This is a genomic window from Streptomyces sp. NPDC001604 (genome assembly GCF_042893475.1).
Lineage (GTDB): Bacteria > Actinomycetota > Actinomycetes > Streptomycetales > Streptomycetaceae > Streptomyces.
The window spans coordinates 1-26,648 of sequence record NZ_JBIAUY010000036.1 but is presented as its reverse complement, the minus strand read 5'-3'; the positions used below and the strand labels follow the sequence as shown (position 1 = coordinate 26,648).

2 protein-coding genes are annotated in these 26,648 nt (G+C 71.7%); both read right to left on the bottom strand.

Annotation, left to right across the window (positions count from 1 at the left end):
• Positions 1-24,114, bottom strand: a complete 24,114-nt coding sequence (locus ACFY1E_RS47435; RefSeq protein WP_389088732.1) for a type I polyketide synthase — start codon at positions 24,112-24,114, stop codon at positions 1-3.
• Positions 24,115-24,188: 74 nt separating this feature from the next.
• Positions 24,189-26,648: SDR family NAD(P)-dependent oxidoreductase (locus tag ACFY1E_RS47430; RefSeq protein ID WP_389088730.1), on the bottom strand; the 2,460-nt coding region annotated here is incomplete at its 5' end.

Here is a 26,648-nt window from a genome sequence, read left to right as displayed (position 1 = left end):
TCAGTCGAGCTCGTCAACGAGGGAGAACAGCTCGTCGTCGGTGGCGGATTCGAGTTCTGCTTCACGTCGCTGTCGGCTCGGGACGCCGCCCTGGGAATCCACGGCGTCCAGGAGCTTGCGCAGCCGGTCGGCGGCCTGTTCCCGTACCGACTCGTCCTGCGGACCGCCCAGGAGGGCAGCTTCGAGCCGGTCGAGTTCGGCAAGCACCGGTACCTCTGCCATGTCGTCCTGTAGGAGTTCGGCCCTGAGCCAGGCGGCCAGGGACACCGGGGTGGGGTAGTCGAACACGAGGGTCGACGGCAGGCGCAGGCCGGTGGCTGTACTGAGTCGGTTGCGCAGTTCCACCGAGGTCAGGGAGTCGAAGCCGAGATCCTTGAAGTTCTGCCGGTCCTGTACGGCCTCCGCCGAGGCGTGACCGAGCACGGCCGCCGCCTCGGTCCGCACGGCCTCGGTCAGCACGCGGGTCTGTTCCTCGGCCCGGCCCAGGCTCCGCAGGCGTCCGACCAGTTCGTCTTCGTCCGCCACGGCGCCGGAAGCCGGACCAGCCGCCACCAAGCTCCGGATCTCCGGGAGGTCCCGCACCAGCGGCAGCTCACGCAGGTGTTTGGCCGATGGCGAGGAAGCCAGCTGGGCCCAATCCACGTCCATCACGGTCAGGGCGGGATCGGGGCCGTCCAGGGCCTCGCCGAGCGCACGCACCGCGAGCGACGGGTCCATCGCGGGCATCGCGCCACGCTTGACCCGAGTCCGCACCGCGTCACTCGACGCCGCGAGACCAGCGCCGGCCCAGGCGCCCCAGGCCACGGACAGTCCGGGCAGGCCACGGGAGCGGCGGTTCTCCGCCAGCGCGTCCAGGTAGGCGTTCGCCGCCGCGTAGTTGCCCTGGCCTGCCGCGCCCAGGGTCGCGGCGGCCGAGGAGAAGAGGACGAACGCGTCCAGGTCGAGGCCCTCGGTCAGCTCGTCCAGATACGCGGCGCTGGTGGCCTTCGCCGCCAGCACCGACTCCAGCCGTTCGGCCGAGAGGCGGTCGATCACACCGTCGTCCAGCACGCCCGCCGTGTGCATCACCGCCGACAGCGCGGGAGCCCTCTCCAGGAGCCCGGCCAGCGCCGCACGGTCGCTCACATCACAGGACACGACATCCACAGCGGAACCGGCCTCGGCCAGCTCCGCCGCCAACGCGGCAGCACCCTTGGCGGAGGGCCCGGAGCGGCTGGTGAGCATCAGGCGCGGTGCCTCGCGGTCGGCCAGCCAGCGGGCGACATGCCCGGCGATCGCGCCGGTACCACCGGTGATCAGGGTGGTGCCGGTCGGCGTCCAGGGCTCCGCCACGTCGCGGGGCTGCGGGGCGTGGCCGAGACGACGGCCCAGGACACCGGCCGCCCGGATCGCCACCTCGTCCTCACCGCAGCCGGCCAGCACCGAGGCCAGCCGTGCACCGGCCCGCGCGTCCAGGACATCCGGCAGGTCGACCAGGCCGCCCCAGCGCTCGGGGTACTCCATCCCGACGACCCTGCCCAGACCCCACACCTGCACCTGCACCGGAGCTGCAAGTACGTCGTTCGGCCCCGCCGCGACCGCGCCCTGTGTCGCCACCCACAACGGCGCAGCCACACCAACATCACCCAGGGCCTGAACGAGCGTCAGAGTCCCGGCCAGACCACCGGGCACCGACGGGTGATCCGGCAGCGGAGCCTCGTCCAGGGCCAGCAGCGACAGCACACCGGACATATCAGCGCTGATCAGCGCCGCCAGCTCGGACCGCTCCGCAGTGCCGGCCTCGACCACGACCACGTCGGCGCCACGCGCCTCCAGCGCCGCCACACATGCATGACGAACGTCAACGGCAGCTGGTCCGGCGGGAGCTACGACCAGCCATGTCCCCGACAGCACCCGTGCGTCCGGCTCGGCCACCAGCACCCACGACGCCCGGTAACGCCAACTGGCCGTCACCGACCGGTCCAACTCCCGCCGACGCCACGACGCCAACGCCGGCAACAGCTCACCGATCGGACGGTCGTCGCCCCCGGCCAACGACTCCGCCAGCCGCGAAAGATCCCCCTCCTCCACCGCCGCCCAGAACCGCGCCTCAGCCTCAGCACCGGCGGCAACACCAGCGCCCGACGCCACTCCCATCGGCAGACGCAACTCGCTCTCCGGCCAGTACCGCTCGTGCCGGAAGGCGTATGTCGGCAGTTCGACGCGCTGCGCCGTCGGCAGGACGGCGGTCCAGTCGACGGACGCGCCGTGCACGAAGGCCCGTGCCAGACCGGTCACGAACCCGGTCACACCCTCGTCCGTACGCCGCTGAAGCGGCACGAACGCGGCGTCCTCCACACCGACCGAGGCCACGGCGTCGGCGCCGAGTGCCGACAGCGAACCGTCCGGGCCAACCTCGACGAACAAGGTGATGCCCTGCGCGGCCAGCGTGGACAGCGCATCAGCGAAACGGACCGCCTGACGAGTCTGCGCGGGCCAGTACCCCGCCTCGCACTCGGTGACCAGCTCACCCGTCAGCGCACCCGCCCACAGCACACGCGGCTGGCTGTACTCCAACTGCAAGGCGGCCTGCCCGAGTTCGTCGGTCACCGGGTCCATAGCCGGGGAGTGGAAGGCGTGCGAGACACGCAGCTCCCGTACCCGACGACCCTTTTCACGCCAGTGCTCCACGATCTGGGCCACCGCATCCGCGTCACCCGACACCACCACCGAGTCCGGGCCGTTCACGGCCGCGATCGAGACACCCTCGACGCCAGCCATCGAGGCGACGACATCGGCCTCGGACGCGTTGACCGCCGCCATCGCACCGCCCGACGGCAACCCCTGCATCAACCGCGCACGCGTGGCCACCAAGCGGCAGGCGTCCGACAGCGTGAGTACTCCGGCCACGTACGCGGCCGCGACCTCACCCACCGAATGACCCACCACCGCATCAGCAGCCAGCCCACTCGCCGCCAGCAGCTCGGCGAGAGCGACCTCGAAGGCGAACAGCCCTGTCTGGGCGTAGAGCGTCTGGTTCACCAAGCTCTCGTCCGCGTTGCCGAGGACCACGTCCCGGACACTGACGCCCAACTCCAGCTCCAGCTCCAGCAGCCCCGACACCTGATCGAAGACCCGCGCGAACACCGCACTGCCCTCATACAGACCACGGCCCATGCCGAGCCACTGCGACCCCTGGCCCGCGAAGACGAGCCCAACCCGCGCATCCGACCGCGCAACACCCGACACCACAGAACCCGACGACACCCCAGCCGCCACGGACTCCAGACCGGCCACCAACTCGGCGCGCCCGTCGCCCAGCACCACAGCCCGGTGCTCGAACACCGACCGCGTCGCCGCCAACGACCACGCCACATCAGCCGGTTCCAGCCCAGGCCGGTCGGTCACCCACTCCCGCAACCGACCCGCCTGCGCCGACAGACCAACAGCAGTACGCCCCGACACCAACCAAGCACTGGCCCCCGACACCACCGGCTCAACCCCACCGGACGACTCGACAGCAGGCTCGACGGCAGGCGCCTCCTCAATGATCACGTGAGCGTTGGTGCCGCTGATGCCGAAAGAGGACACACCCGCCCGGCGCACCCGCTCACCGACAGACCACTGCACCGACTCGGTCAGGAGAGACACCTCGCCCGCCGACCAGTCGATGTGCGGCGACGGCTCCTCGGCGTGCAGCGTGGGCGGCAACTCGCCATGCTGCAACGCCAGCACCATCTTCATGATCCCGGCGACACCGGCAGCGGCCTGAGTGTGCCCGAGATTCGACTTCACCGAACCCAGCCACAACGGCCGACCCTCAGGCCGGTCCTGTCCATAGGTCGCCAGCAACGCCTGCGCCTCGATCGGATCACCCAGCGCGGTACCCGTGCCGTGCGCCTCCACCACGTCCACATCGGCCGGCGACAACTGGGCACTGGCCAGAGCCGCGCGGATCACCCGCTGCTGCGCCGGACCGTTCGGCGCCGTCAGACCGTTCGACGCGCCGTCCTGATTCACCGCGCTACCGCGCACCACGGCGAGGATCGGATGCCCGTTGCGCTGGGCGTCCGACAGGCGCTCCACCACCAGCATGCCCACGCCCTCGGCCATGCCCATACCGTCCGCGTCCGCCGAGAACGCCTTGCTGCGGCCGTCCACCGCCAGACCACGCGCGTCGGAGAACGCCACGAAGCCGCTCGGCCCCGCCATCACCGTCACACCGCCGGCCAGCGCCAGCGAACACTCACCGGACCGCAGCGCCTGCGCCGCCAGATGCAGGGCGACCAGCGACGACGAGCACGCCGTGTCGATCGTGACCGCCGGCCCCTCCAGACCAAACGTGTACGACAGCCGGCCCGACAGGATGCTGGTGGCATTGCCCGTCATCAGATGACTGGCCACACCGCTCAGATCGGCCTGGGTCTCCAGGCTCAGCTCCGCGTAACCCGAGGGATAACCGCCGACGAAAGCACCGGTCCGGCTGCCGCGCAGCGACCCCGGATCGATCCCCGCCCGCTCGAACGCCTCCCACGAGGTCTCGAGGAGCAGCCGCTGCTGCGGGTCCATGGCGAGGGCTTCACGCGGGCTGATCCCGAAGAACCCCGCGTCGAATGCCGCCGCGTCCCGGATGAACCCGCCCTCACGGGTGTAGGAGGTACCCGACCGCTCCGACTCCGGGTCATACAGCTCGTCGGCCTTCCACCCACGATCCTGCGGGAAAGCGGAAATCGCGTCGGTCCCAGACGACAGCAGCCGCCACAGTTCCTCCGGACCGGCCGCACCGCCCGGGAACCGGCACGCCATCCCCACGATCGCGATCGGCTCGGCAGCGTCAACGGTCACCGCACGGGCAGGCTCGGCAGCGGCCGGCAGTTCCCCGGTCAGCTCCGTCCGCAACAGACCCGCCAACGCCGACGGCGTCGGATAGTCGAAGACCAGCGTGGCCGGCAGCCGCAGCCCCGTCTCACCCCGCAACCGGTTACGCAGATCCACCGCCGTCAGCGAATCGAAGCCCAGATCCGTGAACGCCCGACCCGCCTCGATCACCTCCGCCGACGCATGACCCAGCACAGCCGCCACATGCACACGCACCAGATCCAGCAGCACACGATCACGCTCAGGACCGGACAGTGCGGCCAGCCGGTGGCGCAGTGCCTCACCCGGACGCCCAGCGGCGACGGCGGCGGTGTTCGCGGCTGCGGTGCGGCGGGTGGTCGTACCGGCCAAAGACCGCCACAGCGGCGGGATGTCCGTGCTGTTCGCGGCGTGCGCCCGGAGCTTGGCGACGTCCAGACGAGCGGGCATGAGCACCGTCTCGTCACGGGTCAGCGCCAGGTCGAAGACGACCAGGCCCTCCTCGCCACCCAGCGGCACGAACGTCTGGTCGATACGGGCCAGCAGGCCCTGGTCCAGGTTGCGGCCGATGCCCTCCTCGTGCGCCCACGGGCCGAGTTGGAGCGAGGTGCCGGCCAGCCCGGCCGCCCGCCGGTGACCGGCCAACGCATCCAGGTACGAGTTGGCCGCCACGTAGTTGCCCTGGCCAGGGGCACCGAAGGCGGCGGCCGCGGAAGAGAACATGACGAAGTGGTCGAGGTCCAGATGCGCGGTCAGCTCGTGCAGATACCAGGCCGCGTCGACCTTCGGGCTCAGGACCCTGGACAGCCGCTCCGGCGTCAGTGTCGCGATCGTCCCGTCATCGATGATCCCGGCGGCATGGACGACCGAGGTGAGCGGCCAGTCCTCCGGGATACCGGCCACGACCGCCGCCAGCGCATCACGGTCGGCCACGTCACAGCCCAGTATCCGCACCCACGCGCCCAGTTCGGCCAGCTCCGCCGCCAGCGAGGCCACACCCACCGACGGACCCGAACGGCTCAGCAGCACCACACCACCAGCCCGACCCGTCCGCACGAAGTGACGGGCCACCAGCCCACCCAGCGTCCCCGTACCACCGGTCACCAGCAGCGTACGAGCCGACAACTCCTCGGCCCTCTCAGACCACACCACCGCAGCCAGCTCACCGGCGGGGCGGGCCAGGCGGCGGCCGTACACGGCCTGCCCCCGGACCACCAGCTCCGGCTCACCGCAGTCCACGACCGACGGCAGCACACCAGCACTCCCGGCCGGGTCCGTGGAGGGAAGATCCACCAACACGATCCGGTCCGGGCTCTCCGACTGCGCCGACCGCAGCAGACCCCGCACCGCAGCCCCCGCCAGATCCGTCACCGCCTCACCGCCGACACCGTCGACCGCGCCACGAGTGACCGCCACCAGCCGCGCCCCTTCGAGCCGGGCCTCGTCCAGCCACTCCCGCACCATCTCCAGGGCGGCACCGGTGGACGCGTGCACCTCGCCCGCGTGGCCACTTCCCTCACCGCCCAGGCACACCAGGACCGTGCCGGGAGCGAACTCGGCCAACTCGATCAAGTCGGTGAACAGCCGCACTGGAACGCCGGTGCCGGCCAGCGCCTCGACGAGACCGAAGCGGTCCTCACCGAGCAACGCCCACTCCCCGGTCACTGCCGCGACCGGCTCGACGGACACCCACTCCTGCACGAACAGCGAGTCGGCCAGCGTGTTCTCTGCCGCCAGCAACTGCTCCGCCGACACCGGACGCTTCACCAGCGAACCGACCGACACCACCGCAGCACCGGACACATCCGCAGCCGACACCGACAGACCACCACGGCCGTCCGGACGCAGCCGCACACGCAGCGCCGATGCGCCGACAGCGTGCAGTTCGACGTCCGTCCACGCGAACGGCATCCGGACCTCGTCCGGCTCACCCTCGTCCAGCCCGGCCAGCAGCCCCGCGTGCAGCGCGGCGTCCAGCAACACCGGATGCAGCCCGAACGAACCGGCCTGCGCGGCGACTTCTTCCGGCAGAGCGACCTCGGCGAAAACCTCCTCATCACGCCGCCAGACAGCCCGCAAGCCGTGGAACGCCGGACCGTACACATCGGCCAGCCGCACCGCGTACAGATCCGAGAACTCCAGCGGAGTCGCCCCACTCGGCGGCCAGACCGACAGGTCCTCCTCAACCGAAGGCCGCACCGAAGAAGGCGTCACGAAACCGCTCGCGTGCCGCGTCCATGGCTGCTCGGCACCGGACTGATCACCCCGCGCGAAGATCTCCACCCCGCGACGGCCCTCACCGTCCGCTGCGGCCACCACGACCTGGACCTGGACCCCACCGGACTCCGGTACGACGAGCGGCGCCTCGAGGGTGAGTTCCTCCAGCACCCCACAGCCCACCTGGTCGCCCGCCTGGACCGCCAGCTCCACAAAACCGGTACCCGGCAGCAGGATCACCCCACCGACCCGGTGATCGGCCAGCCACGGCTGCGACCGCACCGACAAGCGCCCGGTGCACACGACCCCGGCACCATCGGCCAGCTCCACCACCGCGCTGAGCAGCGGGTGGGCCAGGGAACCCAGTCCCGCCGAAGCCAGGTCCGCGGTGGATTTCGCGCTCGGCAGCCTGAGCACGCCCTTCGGCCAGTAACGCTCGTGCTGGAAGGCGTACGTCGGCAGCTCTGTGCGTTCCGCGGCGGGCAGGACCTTCGTCCAGTCGACGGAAGCGCCCTGCACCCACGCCTCGGCCAGCGAAGTCACGATCCTGGCCGCACTGTCGTCATCCCGGCGCAGCGTCCCGCACACCGCTGCGGGCAGCGTGGTGAGACCAGCGGCATCCTCCAGCGTGTCCGTGATGGCGCCGGTGAGGACCGGGTGCGGGGAGACCTCGATGAACACCTCGTGACCCCGGTCGGCCAGGGACCGGACGGCAGAGTCGAAGTGGACGGTGTTGCGAAGGCTGTCGTACCAGTAGCCCGCGTCCAGCTCCTCGCCGGTCAGCGTCTCACCCGACATCGCCGACACCATCGGCACCCGGCCCCGACGCGGAGAGATCCCGGCCAGGACCTCACGGATCTCCGCCTCCAGACGGTCCACCTGCGGACCGTGCGACGCGTAGTCCACCGCCACCATCCGCGCCCGGATGCCTTCGGCCTCGAACTGCGCCTTCAGCTCCTCCAGAGCCTGTGGCTCGCCCGAAACCACCACCGCCGCAGGGCCGTTCACCGCCGCCAGCGACAGACGCTCGTCCAGACGGCTCTCCACCACTTCGGCAGAGGCGGCGACCGAGAGCATGCCGCCCGCACCCGCCAGCACCTTCAACGACCGCGACCTGAGGGCCACCACCCGGGCCGCGTCCTCCAGCGACAGCATCCCCGCAACCGTCGCCGCCGCAATCTCACCCTGCGAATGCCCGACCACAGCGGCCGGTGCCACTCCGGCCGCCTCCCACACCGCCGCCAGCGACACCATCACCGCCCACAGCACCGGCTGCACCACATCAGCCGCCTCCAGCGCCGGAGCACCCTCCACACCCGCCAGCACATCCATCAACGACCACTCGACATGAGGCGCCAGTGCCGCCGCACACTCCGCCAGCCGCGCCGCGAACACCGGACTCACCTCAGCCAGCCCACGGCCCATACCCAGCCACTGCGAACCCTGACCGGGGAAGACGAACACCGGACGTACGCCGGACCGCGCCACCCCCGACACCGCAGAACCCGTCAGCACCTCACCTCGGACGCTCTCCAGACCGGCCACCAGCTCGGCCCGACCAGCACCGACCACCACCGCCCGGTGCTCGAAGGGCACCCGCATAGTCGCCAACGACCAGGCCACATCGGCCGGCTCCAGCCCAGGCCGGTCGGTCACCCACTCCCGCAACCGACCCGCCTGCGCCGACAGGCCGGCAGCAGTACGCGCCGACACCAGCCACGCACTGGCCCCCGACACCACCGGCTCAGCCTCACCGGACGACTCGACAGCAGGCTCGGCGGCAGGCGCCTCCTCGATGATGATGTGGGCATTCGTACCGCTCATCCCGAACGAGGACACACCCGCACGGCGCACCCTCTCACCGGCAGGCCACTCCACCGGATGCGTGAGCAGTTTGACGTCGCCCGCCGACCAGTCCACATGCGGCGACGGCTCATCGGCATGCAGCGTGGGCGGCAACTCGCCATGCTGCAACGCCAGCACCATCTTGATGACCCCGGCCACGCCGGCGGCGGCCTGCGTGTGACCGATGTTCGACTTCACCGACCCCAGCCACACCGGCCGGCCCTCAGGCCGGTGCTGCCCGTAGGTCGCGAGCAGCGCCTGCGCCTCGATCGGGTCACCCAAGGTCGTACCGGTGCCGTGCGCCTCGACGACATCGACATCGGCGGGTGACAGCTGGGCACTGGCCAGGGCGGCCCGGATGACCCGCTGCTGCGACGGACCGTTCGGCGCCGTCAGACCGTTGGACGCGCCGTCCTGGTTCACCGCCGAACCACGGACCACGGCGAGGACCCGATGACCGTTGCGCTGGGCGTCCGACAGACGCTCCACCACCAACATGCCCACGCCCTCGGCCCACCCCGTACCATCCGCGTCCGCCGAGAACGCGCGGCACCGGCCGTCCACCGACAAACCCTGCTGCCGCGAGAAGTCGATGAACGTGGCCGGTGTCGCCATCACCGTCACACCACCCGCCAGCGCCAGGGAACACTCGCCCGACCGCAGCGCCTGACCGGCCAGATGGAGGGCTACCAGCGACGAGGAGCAGGCGGTGTCCACCGTGACGGCCGGCCCCTCAAGACCCAGCACGTACGACACTCGACCGGACAGCACGCTCGTGGCGTTGCCGGTCATCAGGTGCCCCTCGACACCGGTCGTGCCCTGCTCGGAGAGCGCCACCCCGATGTTGTAACTGGACGAGAAACCACCCGCGAACACACCGGTGGCCGAGCCACGCAGCGACCCGGGATCGATCCCTGCCCGCTCGAACGCCTCCCAGGAGGTCTCCAGCAGGAGCCGCTGCTGCGGGTCCATGGCGAGGGCCTCACGCGGGCTGATCCCGAAGAACCCGGGGTCGAACTGCGCTGCCTCCCGCAAGAACGCACCGGACCGGGTGTACGACGTTCCCTCGCCCTCCCCGTCCGGGTCGTACACCGCGTCCAGGTCCCAGCCCCGGTCCGTCGGGAACCCGCCCACCGCGTCACCGCCTGAGGCCAGCAACTCCCAGAACTCCTCCGGGCCGACCACGTCACCCGGGAACCGGCAGGCCATACCCACGATCGCCAACGGCTCGTCAGAGGCACCCGCGGCCACCACCACCGGCGCCGCAGACCCCAGATCACCCGTCAGCTCTCCACGGAGATAGGCAGCGAGAGCGGCGGGGTTCGGGTAGTCGAACACGAGGGTCGACGACAGGCGCCGCCCGGTGACCGACGCGAGCCGGTTGCGCAGCTCCACCGAGGTCAGCGAGTCGAAGCCCAGGTCCTTGAAGTTCTGCCGGTCCTGTACGGCCTCGGTCGAGGCGTGGCCCAGCACGGCCGCCGCCTCGATCCGTACGACCTCGGTCAGCGCCCGCTCCTGCTCCTCACGGCTCAAGCCGACCAGCCGCTTGACCAGTTCGCCCTCCGTCGGCTCCGCAGCGCCGCCGCCGGACGCGGCGCGCGCCGCCTGCCGGATCTCCGGGAGGTCCCGCACCAGCGGCAGCTCACGTATGTGCGCGGCCTCGGGCGAGGAAGCCAACTGAGACCAGTCCACATCCATCACGGTCAGTACGGAATCGGGGCCCTCGATGGCCTCGCCGAGCGCACGCACCGCCAGCGACGGGTCCATCGCCGGCATCGCACCACGCTTGACCCGCGCCCGCACCGCGTCACTCGACGCCGCGAATCCACCACCGGCCCACGCACCCCACGCCACCGACAACCCGGCCAGACCACGGGAGTGACGGTTTTCCGCCAGCGCGTCCAGGTAGGCGTTCGCCGCCGCGTAGTTGCCCTGACCCGCCGTACCCAGGGTCGCCGCGGCCGAGGAGAACAGGACGAACGCGTCCAGGTCCAGGTCTGCGGTCAGCTCGTCCAGCAGAGCCGCGCTCACGGCCTTCGCCGCCAGCACCGACTCCAGTCGCTCGGGCGAGAGACGGTCAACGACACCGTCGTCCAGCACGCCCGCCGTGTGCATCACCGCCGACAGGTCAGAACCCGTCGACTCCAGCAGACCGGCCAGGTCAGCACGGTCGCTCACGTCGCAGGACACGACATCCACAGCGGACCCCGCCTCGGCCAGCTCCGCCGCCAGTACGGCAGCGCCCTGGGCGGACGGCCCGGAGCGGCTGGTCAGCACCAGGCGCGGCGCCTCACGGTCCGCCAGCCAGCGGCCGACGTGTCCGGCGATCGCACCGGTGCCACCGGTGATGAGTGTGGTTCCGGTCGGCGACCAGAAGGTGCCTGTGTCGCGGGGCTGCGAGGCGTGGACGAGACGACGGCCCAGGACACCGGCCGCACGGATCGCCACCTGATCCTCACCACACCCCGCCAGCACCGACGCCAGCCGCGCGCCCACCCGCTCGTCCACGACCTCCGGCAGATCGACGAGACCACCCCAACGCTCGGGGTACTCCATCGCGACGACCCGGCCCAGACCCCACACCTGCGCCTGCACCGGAGCTGCGAGTACGTCGTTCGGCCCCGCCGCGATCGCGCCCTGCGTCGTCACCCACAACGGCGCGGCCACACTCGCATCACCGAGGGCCTGGACCAGAGCCAGGGTCCCGGCCAGGCCACCAGCCACTGCCGGATGACCCGGCAGCGGAGTCTCGTCCAGGGCCAGCAGCGACAGCACACCGGACACATCGGCGCTGAGCAGCGCCGCCAGCTCGGACCGCTCCGCAGTGCCGGCCTCGACCACGACCGCCTCGGCGCCACGCGCCTCCATCGCCGCCACACAAGCCCGCGCCGTGTCCGCCCCGACAGAACCCTCCGGAACCACCACCAGCCACGTCCCCGACAACACCCCCGCGTCCGGCTCGGTCACCGGCACCCACGACGCCCGGTAACGCCAACCCGCCGTCACCGACCGATCCGCCTCCCGCCGACGCCACGACGCCAACGCCGGCAACACCTCACCGATCGGACGGTCATCACCCCCGGCCAACGACTCCGCCAGCCGCGACAGATCACCCTCCTCCACCGCCGCCCAGAACCGCGCCTCAACCTCAGCCCCGCCGCGCTGCTCCCCACCCGTCGGCAGGCCCAGCACGCCCTCCGGCCAGTACCGCTCATGCCGGAACGCATACGTCGGCAACTCGACGCGGCTCGCAGACGGCAGAACCGCCGTCCAGTCAACGGACGCGCCGTGCACGAAGGCCCGTGCCAGACCGGTCACGAACCCGGTCACACCCTCGTCCGTACGCCGCTGAAGCGGCACGAACGCGGCATCCTCCACACCGACCGAGGCCACGGCATCGCGGCCGAGCGCGGAAAGGGAGCCGTCCGGGCCGACCTCGACAAACAGGGTGATGCCCTGCGCGGCCAGCGTGCCCAGCGCATCAGCGAAACGGACCGCCTGGCGGGTCTGCGCGGGCCAGTACCCCGCCTCGCACTCCGACACCAGCTCACCCGTCAGCGCACCCGCCCACAGCACGTTCGGCCGGTGGTACTCCAACTCCGAGGCAACGCGCTCAAGTTCATCGGTCACCGGGTCCATGGCCGGGGAGTGGAAGGCGTGCGAGACACGCAGCTCCCGCACACGGCGTCCCTGTTCACGCCAGTGCTCCACGACCTGGGCGACGGAATCCGCGTCTCCCGACACGACCACCGAGTCCGGGCCGTTGACGGCCGCGATCTCAACGCCCTCGACGCCAGCCATCGAGGCGACGACATCGGCCTCGGACGCGTTGACCGCCGCCATCGCACCGCCCGACGGCAACCCCTGCATCAACCGCGCACGCGCAGCCACCAAGCGGCAGGCGTCCGGCAGCGTGAGTACTCCGGCCACATACGCGGCCGCGACCTCACCCACCGAATGACCCACCACCGCATCAGCGGCCAGCCCACTCGCCGCCAACAGTTCGGCGAGAGCCACCTCGAAGGCGAACAACCCTGTCTGGGCGTAAAGCGTCTGGTTCACCAGACTCTCGTCGACGCCCTCAGCCCCCAGCACCACGTCCCGGACACTGACGCCCAACTCCAGCTCCAGCAGCCCCGACACCTGATCGAAGACCCGCGCGAACACCGCACTGCCCTCATACAGACCCCGCCCCATCCCCAGCCACTGCGAGCCCTGGCCCGCGAACACCAGGCCAACCCGCGCATCCGACCGCGCAACACCCGACACCACAGAACCCGACGACACCCCAGCCGCCACGGACTCCAGACCGGCCACCAACTCCGCACGCCCGCCGCCCAGCACCACAGCCCGGTGCTCGAACACCGAACGCGTCGCCGCCAACGACCAGGCCACATCGGCCGGTTCCAGCTCGGGCCGGTCGGTCACCCACTCCCGCAACCGGCCCGCCTGCGCCGACAGACCGGCAGCCGAGCGGCTCGACACCAGCCAGGCACCCGCCCCCGACACCACCGGGGCCGTCGGCACCGTCGTGGGCTCAGCCTCGTCGGCGGGCGCTTCCTCGATGATCACGTGAGCGTTGGTGCCGCTCATTCCGAAAGAGGACACACCCGCACGGCGGGGCCGTTCACCGGCAGGCCACTCCACCGGCTCGGTCAGCAGCGCCACCTCACCCGCCGACCAGTCCACATGCGGCGACGGCTCATCGGCGTGCAGGGTGCGCGGCAGTCGCTCGTGCTGGAGGGCCAGCACCATCTTGATGACCCCGGCCACACCGGCGGCGGCCTGTGTGTGCCCGATGTTCGACTTCACCGACCCCAACAGCAGCGCACGACCATTCACCCGCTCCTGGCCATACGTCGCCAGCAACGCCTGCGCCTCGATCGGGTCACCGAGCTTGGTGCCGGTGCCGTGCGCCTCCACCACGTCGACGTCGGCCGGCGACAACTGGGCGCTGGCCAGCGCAGCCCGGATCACCCGCTGCTGAGAGGGACCGTTCGGCGCCGTCAGACCGTTGGACGCGCCGTCCTGATTCACCGCGCTGCCACGCACGATCGCCAGCACCGGGTGACCGTTACGGCGGGCGTCGGACAGACGCTCCACGACCAACATGCCGACACCCTCGGCCCACCCCGTGCCGTCCGCGTCCGCCGAGAACGCGCGGCACCGGCCGTCCACCGACAAACCCTGCTGCCGCGAGAAGTCGATGAACGTGGCCGGCGTCGCCATCACCGTCACACCACCGGCCAACGCGAGCGAGCACTCGCCCGACCGCAGCGCCTGACCGGCCAGATGCAGGGCTACCAGCGACGACGAGCAGGCCGTGTCCACCGTGACCGCCGGGCCCTCCAGACCCATGACGTACGACACCCGACCGGACAGCACACTCGTGGCGTTGCCCGTCATCAGGTGGCCCTCGACACCGGAGCCGTTCTGACCGCTCAACGCGATGCCGATGCCGTAGCCCGAGGCGAAGCCGCCCGCGAACACGCCGGTGGCCGATCCGCGCAGCGACCCTGCATCGATCCCGGCCCGCTCCAACGCCTCCCACGACGCCTCCAGCAGCAACCGCTGCTGCGGATCCATGGCGAGGGCCTCACGCGGACTGATCCCGAAGAACCCCGCGTCGAACTGCGCGGCCTCCCGCAAGAACGCGCCCGACTGCGTGTACGACGTCCCCTCGCTCCCCCGGTCCGGGTCGTACACCGAGTCCAGGTCCCAGCCCCGGTCCGTCGGGAACCCTCCCACCGCATCACCACCGGAGGTCAGCAACTCCCAGAACGCCTCCGGGCTCGCCACCCCACCCGGGAAACGGCAGGCCATCCCCACGATCGCCAACGGCTCGTCAGAAACACCCGCAGCCGCCACCACCGGCGCCGCAGACCCCAGGTCACCCGTCAACTCCCCACGCAGGAACGCTGCCAAGGCCGCCGGGGCCGGGTAGTCGAACACCAACGTCGCGGGCAATCGCAGCCCGGTGACCGCGCCCAGCCGGTTGCGCAGTTCCACCGAGGTCAGCGAGTCGAAGCCCAGGTCCTTGAAGTTCTGCCGCTCCTGTACGGCCTCCGCCGAAGCGTGGCCGAGCACGGCCGCCGCCTCGGTCCGGACCACCTCGGTCAAGAGACGGATCTGCTCCTCGGCCCGGCCCAGGCCCCGCAACCGCCCGACCAGCTCGCCTTCGTCCACCACGGCGCCGGAAGCCGGACCAGCCGCCACCAGGCTCCGGATCTCCGGGAGGTCCCGCACCAGCGGCAGCTCACGTATGTGCGCGGCCTCGGGCGAGGAAGCCAACTGGGACCAGTCCACATCCATCACGGTCAGAGCAGAATCGGGTCCCTCCAGAGCCTCACCGAGCGCACGCACCGCCAGCGACGGGTCCATCGCCGGCATCGCACCACGCTTGACCCGAACCCGCACCGCGTCACTCGACCCGGCGAGTCCGCCCCCGGCCCAGGCGCCCCAGGCCACGGACAGCCCGGCCAGGCCACGGGAACGACGGTTCTCCGCCAGCGCGTCCAAGTAGGCGTTCGCCGCCGCGTAGTTGCCCTGACCCGCCGCACCCAGGGTCGCCGCGGAAGAAGAGAAGAGGACGAACGCCTCCAGTTCGAGGCCCTCGGTCAGCTCGTCCAGCAGAGCCGCGCTCACGGCCTTCGCCGCCAGCACCGACTCCAGCCGCCCGGCGGTGAACCGGTCGACCACACCGTCGTCCAACACACCCGCCGTGTGCATCACCGCCGACAGGTCAGAACCCGCCGACTCCAGCAGACCGGCCAACGCCGCACGGTCACTCACATCACATGACACGACATCCACAGCGGACCCGGCCTCGGCCAGCTCCGCCGCCAGCACGGCAGCACCCTGCGCGGACGGACCCGAACGGCTGGTGAGCATCAGGCGCGGTGCCTCGCGGCCGGCCAGCCAGCGGGCGACATGCCCGGCGATCGCACCGGTACCACCGGTGATCAGGGTGGTGCCACTCGGTGTCCAGGGCTCCGCCACGTCGCGGGGCTGCGGCGCATGGACGAGACGACGGCCCAGGACACCGGCCGCACGGATCGCCACCTGATCCTCACCACACCCCGCCAGCACCGACGCCAGCCGCGCGCCCACCCGCTCGTCCACGACCTCCGGCAGATCGACCAGACCACCCCAACGGTCCGGATGCTCCATCGCGACGACCCGGCCCAGACCCCACACCTGCGCCTGCACCGGAGCCGTCAGCACCTCACCCGGCCCCGCCGCGACCGCACCCCGCGTCGCCACCCACAACGGCGCGACCACACCCGCATCCCCGAGGGCCTGGACCAGAGCCAGAGTCGCGGCCAGGCCACCGGTCACCGCCGGGTGACCCGGCAGCGGAGTCTCGTCCAGGGCCAGCAGCGACAGCACACCGGACACATCAGCACTCATCAGCGCCGCCAGCTCGGACCGCTCCACAGAGCCGGCCTCGACCACGACCACCTCGGCGCCACGCGCCTCCAACGCCGCCACACACGCAGAACGCACGTCAACGGCAGCCGGTCCGGCGGGAACCACCACCAGCCACGTCCCCGACAACACCCCCGCGTCCGGCTCGCCCACCGGCACCCACGACGCCCGGTAACGCCAACCCGCCGTCACCGACCGGTCCAACTCCCGCCGACGCCACGACGCCAACGCCGGCAAAACCTCACGGAACGGCAGACCACCATCGACAGCCAGCGTCTCCGCCAGCCGACTCACATCGCCGCCCTCCACCGCCGCCCAGAACCGCGCCTCGGCCTCAGTCCCCACAGCCCCGCTAGGAAGACCAGCACCCGACGGCAGGCTCAGCACGCCCTCCGGCCAGTACCGCTCATGACGGAACGCATACGTCGGCAAGTCGACGCGGTTCGCAGACGGCAGAACCGCCGTCCAGTCGACGGACGCGCCGTGCACGAAGGCCCGTGCCAGGCCGGTCACGAACCCGGTCACACCCTCGTCCGTACGCCGCTGCAGCGGCACGAACACGGCATCCTCCACACCGGCCGAGGCCACGGCGTCGCGGCCGAGCGCGGAGAGAGAGCCGTCCGGGCCCACCTCGATGAACAGGGTGATGCCCTGCGCGGCCAGCGTGGACAGCGCATCAGCGAAACGGACCGCCTGACGCGTCTGCGCGGGCCAGTACCCCGCCTCGCACTCCGACACCAGCTCACCCATCAGGGCACCCGCCCAGAGCACGTTCGGACGGTGGTACTCCAACTCCGAGGCAACGCGCTCAAGTTCGCCAGTCACCGGGTCCATGGCCGGGGAGTGGAAGGCGTGCGAGACACGCAACTCCCGCACCCGACGACCCTGCTCACGCCAGTACTCCGCAACCTGGGCGACCGCATCCGCGTCACCCGACACGACCACCGAGTCCGGGCCGTTGACGGCCGCGATCGAGACACCCTCGGCCATCGAGGCGACGACATCCGCCTCGGACGCGTTGACCGCCGCCATCGCACCACCCGACGGCAACCCCTGCATCAACCGCGCACGCGCAGCCACCAGACGGCACGCATCCGGCAACGTCAACACACCCGCCACATACGCAGCCGCGACCTCACCCACCGAATGACCCACCACCGCATCAGCGGCCAGCCCACTCGCCGCCAACAGTTCGGCGAGAGCCACCTCGAAGGCGAACAACCCCGTCTGGGCGTAGAGCGTCTGGTTCACCAACCCCTCGTCGACGCCCTCAGCCCCCAGCACCACGTCCCGGACACTGACGCCCAACTCCAGCTCCAGCAGCCCCGACACCTGATCGAAGACCCGCGCGAACACCGCACTGCCCTCGTACAGACCCCGCCCCATCCCCAGCCACTGCGAACCCTGACCCGCGAACACGAGCCCCACCCGCACATCAGAAGGCGCAACACCCGACACCACCGCACCCGACGACACCCCGGCCGCCAAAGACTCCAGACCAGCCACCAACTCGGCACGCCCGTCGCCCAGCACCACAGCCCGGTGCTCGAACACCGACCGCGTCGCCGCCAACGACCAGGCCACATCGGCCGGCTCCAGCTCGGGCCGAGCCGTCACCCACTCCCGCAACCGACCCGCCTGACCCGCGAGACCAGCAGCCGAACGCCCCGACACCAGCCACACACCAGTACCCGCACCCGACACCACCGGCTCAACCCCACCGGACAGCTCAACGGGCTCGACCGCAGGCGCCTCCTCGATGATCACGTGGGCGTTCGTGCCACTGATCCCGAATGAAGACACACCCGCACGACGCACCCGCTCACCGGCAGGCCACTCCACCGCCTCGGTCAGCAGCGCCACCTCACCCGCCGACCAGTCCACATGCGGCGACGGCTCATCGGCGTGCAGCGTCCGAGGCAGACGCTCGTGCTGCAGCGCCAGCACCATCTTCATGATCCCGGCCACACCGGCTGCAGCCTGCGTGTGCCCGATGTTCGACTTCACCGAGCCCAGCAGCAGCGCACGACCGTCCGCCCGCTCCTGGCCGTACGTCGCCAGCAGCGCCTGCGCCTCGATCGGGTCGCCCAACGTCGTCCCGGTACCGTGCGCCTCGACCACATCGATGTCGGCGACCGAAAGCTGAGCACTGGCCAGCGCGGCGCGGATCACCCGCTGCTGCGAGGGACCGTTCGGAGCCGTCAGACCGTTCGACGCGCCGTCCTGGTTCACCGCGCTGCCACGCACCACGGCCAGCACCCGGTGCCCGTTGCGCTGGGCGTCGGACAGCCGCTCCACCACCAGCATGCCCGCGCCCTCGGCCATGCCCATGCCGTCCGCGTCGGCGGAGAACGCCTTGCAGCGCCCGTCCTCGGCGAGACCGCGCTGCCGGGAGAAGCCGACCATCTCCCACGGCGTGGCCATGATCGTCACGCCACCGACCAGCGCGAGCGAGCACTCGCCGGAGCGCACGGCCTGGGCCGCGAAGTGCAGGGCGACCAGGGACGAGGAGCAGGCGGTGTCCACCGTGACGGCGGGGCCCTCAAGGCCCAGCGAGTAGGCGACTCGGCCGGACAGCACGCTGGTGGCGTTGCCGGTCATGAGGTGGCCTTCGAGACCTGAGGCGCCGTCGCCGGTGAGGGCGACGGTCATGCCGTACCCGGAGCCGTAGCCGCCGGCGAAGACGCCGGTCGTCGAGCCGCGCAGCGACAGCGGGTCGATACCGGCCCGCTCCAGCGCCTCCCACGCGACTTCGAGCAGCAGCCGCTGCTGTGGGTCGGTCGCGGTGGCCTCGCGGGGGCTGATGCCGAAGAATCCGGCGTCGAAGTCGCCTGCGCCCGTGAGGAATCCGCCCTGCCGGGTGTACGAGGTGCCGGCCTGGTCCGGGTCCGGGTCGAAGAGCGCCTCCAGGTCCCAGCCCCGGTCCTGCGGCACCCCGCCCACGGCGTCGCCGCCGGAGGCCAGCAGCTCCCAGAACGCTTCGGGGCTCATCACGCCGCCCGGGTAGCGGCAGGCCATGCCGACGATGGCCAGGGGCTCGCCGGGGTCGATCTGGACGGTGGTCGCCGCCGGGGCTGCCGTGCCCGAGGTGAGTTCGCCCGCCAGTTCGGAGCGCAGGTGCGCCGCCAGCACGGACGGGGTCGGGTAGTCGAAGACCAGCGTGGACGACAGCCGCAGTCCGGTCGCCGCGTTGAGCCCGTTGCGCAGTTCGACGGCGGTCAGCGAGTCGAAGCCGAGGTCGGTGAAGGCACGGCCGGCCTCGACCGCGTCCGCCGAGGGGTAGCCGAGTACGCGAGCCGCCTCGCCCCGGACGATCTCGGTGAGCGTACGGTCCTGCTCGGCTCGGCTCAGCCCGGCCAGTCGGCGGGCCAGTTCGCCGTCGCCGCGCAGCACGGTTGCGGTGCTCGGGCCAGTAGCGGCGAGCTGCCTGATCTCGGGCAGGTCGCGCACCAAGGGCAGGTCACTGATACCGGGAGCGGTGGCCAGTTGGCCCCAGTCCACGTCCATCACGGTCAGCGCGGGATCGGGGCCGTCCAGGGCCTCGCCGAGCGCCCGCACGGCGAGCCGCGGGTCCATCGCAGGCATCGGGCCCTGGGCCGTACGGTGCCGGACGGCCTCGCTCGCCGCGGCGAGTCCGGCGCCCGCCCAGGCGCCCCAGGCCACGGACAGTCCGGGCAGGCCACGGGAGCGGCGGTTCTCCGCCAGCGCGTCCAGGTAGGCGTTCGCCGCCGCGTAGTTGCCCTGGCCCGCCGCACCCAGGGACGCCGAGGAGGAGGAGAACAGGACGAACGCGTCCAGGTCGAGGCCCTCGGTCAGCTCGTCCAGATACGCGGCGCTGGTGGCCTTCGCCGCCAGCACCGACTCCAGCCGTTCGGCCGAGAGGCGGTCGATCACACCGTCGTCCAGCACGCCCGCCGTGTGCATCACCGCCGACAGCGCGGGAGCCCTCTCCAGGAGCCCGGCCAGCGCCGCACGGTCGCTCACATCACAGGACACGACATCCACAGCGGAACCGGCCTCGGCCAGCTCCGCCGCCAACGCGGCAGCACCCCGCGCGGCAGGACCCGACCGGCTGGTCAGCACCAGCCGCGGTGCCCCACGCCCCGCCAGCCACCGCGCCACATGCCCCGCGATCGCACCGGTACCGCCGGTGATCAGCGTGGTGCCGCTCGGCGACCACGGCGTCTCCGTCTCGCGAGGCCGTGCCGCGTGGACGAGACGACGGCCCAGGACCCCGGCCGCCCGGATCGCCACCTCGTCCTCACCGCAGCCGGCCAGCACCGAGGCCAGCCGTGCACCGGCCCGCGCGTCCACGACGTCCGGCAGATCGACCAGGCCGCCCCAACGCTCGGGGTACTCCATCGCGACGACCCGGCCCAGACCCCACACCTGTGCCTGCACCGGAGCCCTGAGCGCTTCGCTCGGCCCCGCCGCGACCGCGCGCTGCGTAGCCACCCACAGCGGCGCAGCCACACCCGCATCCCCGAGGGCCTGAACGAGCGCCAGGGTCCCGGCCAGACCACCGGGCACGGCCTGATGATCCGGCAGCGGAGCCTCGTCCAGGGCCAGCAGCGACAGCACACCGGAGACATCAGCACTGATCGACGCCGCCAGCTCGGACCGCTCCACAGAGCCGGCCTCGACCACGACCACCTCAGCGCCACGCGCCTCCAACGCCGCCACACAACCCCGCGCCGTGTCCGCCCCGGCAGAACCCTCCGGAACCACCACCAGCCACGTCCCCGACAGGACCCGCGCGTCCGGCTCGGGGACGGGAGCCCAGACGGCCCGGTAGCGCCAACCCGCCGTCACCGTACGGTCCTGCTCCAGGCGGCGCCATGCGGCGAGCGCGGGGAGGATCTCGCTGAAGGGACGGGTGCCGTCAATGGCCAGGGCGGTGGTGATGTAGGCCAGGTCACCGCCCTCGACGGCGGTCCAGAAGCGGCCCTCGGCGGCTGTGCCGACACCGTCTCCTCCGAGCAGCGAGGTGGGCGTGGCCGAGGAGACGCCGAGGGTGCCCTGCACCCAGTACCGCTCGTGCCGGAAGGCGTACGTCGGCAACTCGACGCGGCTCGCAGACGGCAGAACCGCCGTCCAGTCAACGGACGCGCCGTGCACGAAAGCCCGCGCCAGACCGGTCACGAACCCGGTCACACCCTCGTCCGTACGCCGCTGCAGCGGCACGAACACGGCATCCTCCACACCGACCGAGCCCACGGCATCGCGGCCGAGCGCGGAGAGAGAGCCGTCCGGGCCAATCTCGACGAACAAAGTGATGCCCTGCGCGGCCAGCGTGGACAGCGCATCAGCGAAACGGACCGCCTGACGCGTCTGCGCGGGCCAGTACCCCGCCTCGCACTCCGACACCAGCTCACCCGTCAGCGCACCCGCCCACAGCACGTTCGGACGGTGGTACTCCAACTCCGAAGCAACCCGCTCAAGTTCGCCAGTCACCGGGTCCATGGCCGGGGAGTGGAAGGCATGCGAGACACGCAACTCCCGCACACGGCGTCCCTGCTCACGCCAGTACTCCGCAACCTGGGCAACCGCGTCCGCGTCACCCGACACGACCACCGAGTCCGGACCATTGACGGCCGCGATCTCAACACCCTCGACGCCAGCCATCGAAGCGACGACATCCGCCTCCGACGCGTTGACCGCCGCCATCGCACCACCCGACGGCAACCCCTGCATCAACCGCGCACGCGCAGCCACCAAGCGGCAGGCATCCGGCAACGTCAACACTCCGGCCACATACGCGGCCGCCACCTCACCCACCGAGTGACCGACCACCGCGTCGGCCACCACACCCACACCCCGCAGCACCTCCGCCAACGCCACCTCGAAGGCGAACAACCCCGTCTGGGCGTAGAGCGTCTGGTTCACCAGACTCTCGTCGACGCCCTCAGCCCCCAGCACCACATCCCGCACGCTGACGCCGAGTTCCAGCTCCAGCAGCCCCGTCACCTCGTCGAAGACCCGCGCGAACACCGCACTGCCCTCGTACAACCCCCGCCCCATCCCCAGCCACTGCGAGCCCTGACCCGCGAAGACGAGCCCCACCCGCACATCCGACCGCGCAACACCCGACACCACAGAACCCGACGACACCCCAGCCGCCACGGACTCCAGACCGGCCACCAACTCCGCACGCCCGCCGCCCAGCACCACAGCCCGGTGCTCGAACACCGACCGCGACGCCGCCAACGACCACGCCACATCAGCTGGTTCCAGCTCGGGCCGGTCGGTCACCCACTCACGCAACCGGCCCGCCTGCGCCGACAACGCCTCGGCCGAACGAGCCGACACCAGCCACACACCAGCACCGGCCCCCGCACCCGCACCCGCACCCGCACCCGCACCCGACACCACCGGCTCGACCTCACCGGACGGCTCGGCAGCGGGCTCGACGGCAGGCGCCTCCTCCAAGATGACGTGGGCGTTGGTGCCGCTGATACCGAACGAGGACACGCCCGCACGGCGCACCCGCTCACCGGCAGACCACTCCACCGGCTCGGTCAGGAGAGAGACCTCGCCCGCCGACCAGTCGATGTGCGGCGACGGCTCGTCGGCGTGCAGCGTGGGCGGCAACTCGCCGTGCTGGAGCGCCAGCACCATCTTGATGACCCCGGCCACACCCGCCGCGGCCTGGGTGTGCCCGATGTTCGACTTCACCGAGCCCAGCCACAGCGCACGGCCGCCCATCCGCTCCTGGCCGTAGGTGGCCAGCAGGGCCTGCGCCTCGATCGGGTCACCGAGCGGGGTGCCGGTGCCGTGCGCCTCGACCACGTCGACGTCGGCAACCGACAGGCGGGCGTTCTCCAGGGCGGCGCGGATGACGCGCTGCTGGGAGGGGCCGTTGGGCGCGGTCAGGCCGTTCGAGGCGCCGTCCTGGTTCACCGCTGAACCACGGACCACCGCGAGGACCCGGTGGCCGTTGCGCAGGGCGTCCGACAGACGCTCCACGACCACCATGCCCGCGCCCTCGGAGACGCCCATGCCGTCGGCCGAGGACGAGAACGACTTGCAGCGCCCGTCCCTGGCCAGCCCGAGCTGGTGGGAGAACTGGGTGAAGATGATCGGCGTGGTGGTGACGGTCACGCCGCCGGCCAGCGCCAGCGAGCATTCGCCGGACCGCACGGCCTGCACGGCAAGGTGCAGCGCCACCAGGGAGGAGGAGCAGGCCGTGTCGACTGTGACGGCGGGGCCTTCGAGGCCCATGACGTAGGAGACGCGGCCCGAGATGATGCTGGTGGACGTGCCGGTCATCAGGTGGACGTCCATGTCGTCGTCCGAGCCCGCGCCGAAGCCGTAGCCGGACAGGGAGGCGCCGGCGAACACGCCGGTGCGGCTGCCGCGCAGGGACAGCGGGTCGATGCCGGCCCGCTCCAGTGCCTCCCAGGAGACCTCCAGGAGGAGCCGCTGCTGCGGGTCCATGGCGAGGGCCTCGCGGGGGCTGATCCCGAAGAACCCGGCGTCGAAGCCGGCGCCGTCCTGGACGAACCCGGCCTCGCGGACGTGTGAGGTGCCGTCGGGGTCCTGCTCGTAGAGCTCCTCGATGTCCCAGCCCCGGTCGGCCGGGAAGCCGGCGATGGCGTCGCCACCGGAGGACAGCAGCCGCCAGAAGTCGTCCGGGGTCTGGGCGCCGCCGGGGTAGCGGCAGCCCAGCCCTACGATCGCGATCGGCTCGTGGTTGCGGCTCTCGACCTCCCGCAGACGCTCGCGCGTCTCGTGCAGGTTGGCGGTCGCCCACCTCAGGTAATCCCGAAGCTTCTCTTCCTCAGCCACTGAACCTCACTCGCCCCATCTGAGTCATCTCACGTCTTTGCGCACGACAGCGCCGGGGTGGACCCGGCCGGCCGCTACCGGCCCAGTTCCTTGTGAATGAAGTCGAAGATCTCGTCGTCCGACGCGGAGCTGATCCGCGCGGTGACCTCTTCCCGGTCGGTACGGCCTGCGGCCTTGTCCCACTGGCTGAGCAAGCCCTGTAGACGGTCCGTGATGAGCTGGTAGGTGTTCTCGTCGGACGGGTCGGCTCCGGTCAGCAGCGAGCCGAGCCGGTCGACTTCCTGAACCAGCGTCAGTTGTGTGCCGCCGTCCTTGACCATTTCGCCGCGCAGGTACTCCGCGAGGACGGTCGGGGTGGGGCAGTCGAACAGCAGCGTGGCCGGGAGCCGCAGACCGGTGGCCGCGCTCAGCCGGTTGCGCAGTTCGACCGACGTCAGCGAGTCGAAGCCCAGGTCGCTGAAGGCGCGCGCGGCGTCCACGTCGTCGGGCGAGGCGTAGTCGAGCACCGCCGCCGCCGTGGCCTGGACCAGCGTGACCAGCGTCCGGTTCTGCTCGGCCCTCGGCAGGCCCTCCAGACGGCGGCGCAGTTCCGCGCCCCCGTCGGAGTCGAGCGGGGTGTCGTCGGTGGCCCGGCCTTCGGTGAGGGCCTGGCGGACCTCGGGGAGGTCGGCGATCAGGGGGCTCGGGCGGCGCAGCGTGAAGGGCTGGGCGAACCGCGCCCAGTCCACGTCGGCGACCGTGACGAGACCCTCACGGCGGTCCAGGATCTGCCCGAACGCGCGGACAGCGCGGTCGGGGTCCATGATCATCAGTCCGCGCCGCTCCATCTGCGTCGCACCGGCCGGGTCGGTCATGCCGCCGCCGCCCCACGGGCCCCAGGCGATGCTGGTCGCCGGCAGGCCTTCGGACAGGCGGCGCGTGGCCAGCGCGTCCAGATACGTGTTGGCGGCGGCGTAGGAGGGCTGGAGGCCGCTGCCCCAGGTGGCCGAGATGGAGGAGAACAGCACGAACGCGTCCAGGTCCAGGTCCCGGGTCAGCTCGTCGAGCAGGGCAGCGCCGGTGGCCTTGGCGGCGAGTACGTCCGCCGTCTCGGCCACGTCGGTCTGCGCGGTGAGCGTGGCCTGGCCGAGACCCGCCGTGTGGACGACGGCGGAGAGCGCCGGGCCACTGCGGTCCGTCCACTCCAGCAGCCCGGCGAGATCCGCCCGGGCGCTCACGTCGCAGGCCACCACGTCGACCCGGGCTCCGCTGCCCGCCAGCGCTGCGGCCGTGGCCGCGATGCTTTCGGCGGACGGTCCCGAACGGCTGGTCAGCACGAGGCGCGGCACGCCGCGTTCCGTCAGCCATCGGGCCAGCCGGCCGCCCAGGGCTCCGGTGCCGCCGGTGACGAGTGCCGTGCCGTCGGTGCTCCACGCGTCGGCTTCGCCGTTCGGCTGCGCGGCTCGGGTGAGCCGGGCGCCGAAGATGCCCGCCGTGCGGATGGCGGTCTGGTCCTCGCCGCAGCCGGCCAGCACGGCGGTCAGCCGGGCGCCGGCTTTGGGGTCGAGCGTGCCGGGGAGGTCGATCAGTCCGCCCCACAGTTCGGGGGTCTCCAGGGCGACGACCCTGCCGAGGCCCCAGGTCTGTGCCTGGGCCGGGCTGGTGAGGACCTCGCCGGGGCCCACCGCGACCGCGCCGGAGGTGACCGTCCACAGCGGGGCGCCGATCTCGGAGTCGCCGAGCGCCTGCACCAGCGTGAGGGTGGCGGCCAGGCCGGCCGGAACCTCGGGGTGCGCGGGCACGGGCGTCTCGTCCAGGGCGAGGAGCGAGAGCACACCGGTGAGCGCGCTGCCGTCCGCCGCGTCGCGGAGCCGGGCCGCGATCCGGCTGCGGTCGGCCGACGGCTCGGTCTCCAGGACCACGACGTCCACGCCTCGGTCGGTCAGCGCGGCGGCGCAGCTCCGGGTGAACTCGTCGTCGAGGAGTCCGGTCGGGACGGCGAGCAGCCAGCGGCCTGAGGGCGCGATCGAGGACGGCTCGGCGACCGGCGTCCAGGTGACGCGGTAGCGCCACTGCGCGGTCGAGGAACGGTCCTGCTCACGGCGGCGCCAGGACGCCAGAGCGGGCAGTACGGCGCTGAGCTGTTCCGCGTCCTCGATGGCGAGGGTGTCGGCGAGGCCGGTCAGGTCGCCGCCCTCGACGACGGCCCAGAACCGGGCTTCAGCCGCGCTCGCCACGCCGCCGCCGTCGGCGACCGGCAGGTCCGTCGACTTGGGCTGAAGCCAGAACGGCTGGTGCTGGAAGGCGTACGTGGGCAGTTCCACGGTGTGCGCGGCCGGCAGGACGGTCGTCCAGTCGACGGGGAGCCCGCCGACATACGCCTGGGCGAAGGAGCGCACCAGACGGGCCGCACCGCCGTTGTCACGCTCCAGCGTGCCGACCGTCAGGACACCCGGGATGCCGGCGTCCTCAGCCGTCTCCGCCACCGGCCCGGTCAGCACCGGATGCGTGGACACCTCGACGAACGCGTCGAAGCCATCGTCGAGCAGCACACG